This is a genomic window from Enterobacter cloacae complex sp.6700776, from assembly GCF_048284255.1.
GTDB lineage: Bacteria > Pseudomonadota > Gammaproteobacteria > Enterobacterales > Enterobacteriaceae > Enterobacter > Enterobacter intestinihominis.
In genome coordinates this window covers 1-778 of the sequence record NZ_JBLVYK010000054.1, presented here as the reverse complement: position 1 = coordinate 778, position 778 = coordinate 1, and the positions used below count along the sequence as shown (strand labels likewise).

Sequence of the window (778 nt, the reverse complement as noted above, 5' to 3'; positions counted from 1 at the left end):
TATGCTGAGGACAGGCTTTCATTCGGAGAACTATCATGGAAAACATTGCGCTCATTGGTATCGATCTGGGTAAAAACTCTTTCCATATTCATTGCCAGGATCGTCGCGGGAAGGCTGTTTACCGTAAAAAATTTACCCGGCCAAAGTTGATCGAATTTTTGGCGACATGCCCCGCTACAACCATCGCAATGGAAGCCTGTGGCGGTTCTCACTTTATGGCACGCAAGTTGGAAGAGTTGGGGCATTCCCCAAAGCTGATATCACCACAATTTGTCCGCCCGTTCGTTAAAAGCAATAAAAACGACTTTGTCGACGCCGAAGCTATTTGTGAAGCTGCATCGCGTCCGTCTATGCGTTTTGTGCAGCCCAGAACGGAATCTCAGCAGGCAATGCGGGCTCTGCATCGTGTCCGTGAATCCCTGGTTCAGGATAAGGTAAAAACAACCAATCAAATGCATGCTTTTCTGCTGGAATTTGGCATTAGCGTTCCCCGAGGAGCTGCCGTTATTAGCCGACTGAGTACCCTTCTTGAGGACAATAGTTTGCCTCTTTACCTCAGCCAGTTATTGCTGAAATTACAACAGCATTATCACTATCTTGTTGAGCAGATTAAAGATTTGGAATCCCAGTTGAAACGAAAGTTGGACGAAGATGAGGTTGGACAGCGCTTGCTGAGCATTCCCTGCGTCGGAACACTGACAGCGAGTACTATTTCAACTGAGATTGGCGACGGGAAGCAGTACGCCAGCAGCCGTGACTTTGCGGCGGCAACAGGGCT

Annotated in this window: 1 protein-coding gene; it reads left to right on the top strand. The window is 48.3% G+C overall.

The genetic code is table 11. The features are described from left to right. Window positions 1-35: 35 nt before the first annotated feature. Window positions 36-778 (top strand): IS110-like element IS4321 family transposase (locus ACNQ0T_RS23165; RefSeq protein WP_417930383.1); only part of this gene is annotated, 743 nt, incomplete at its 3' end.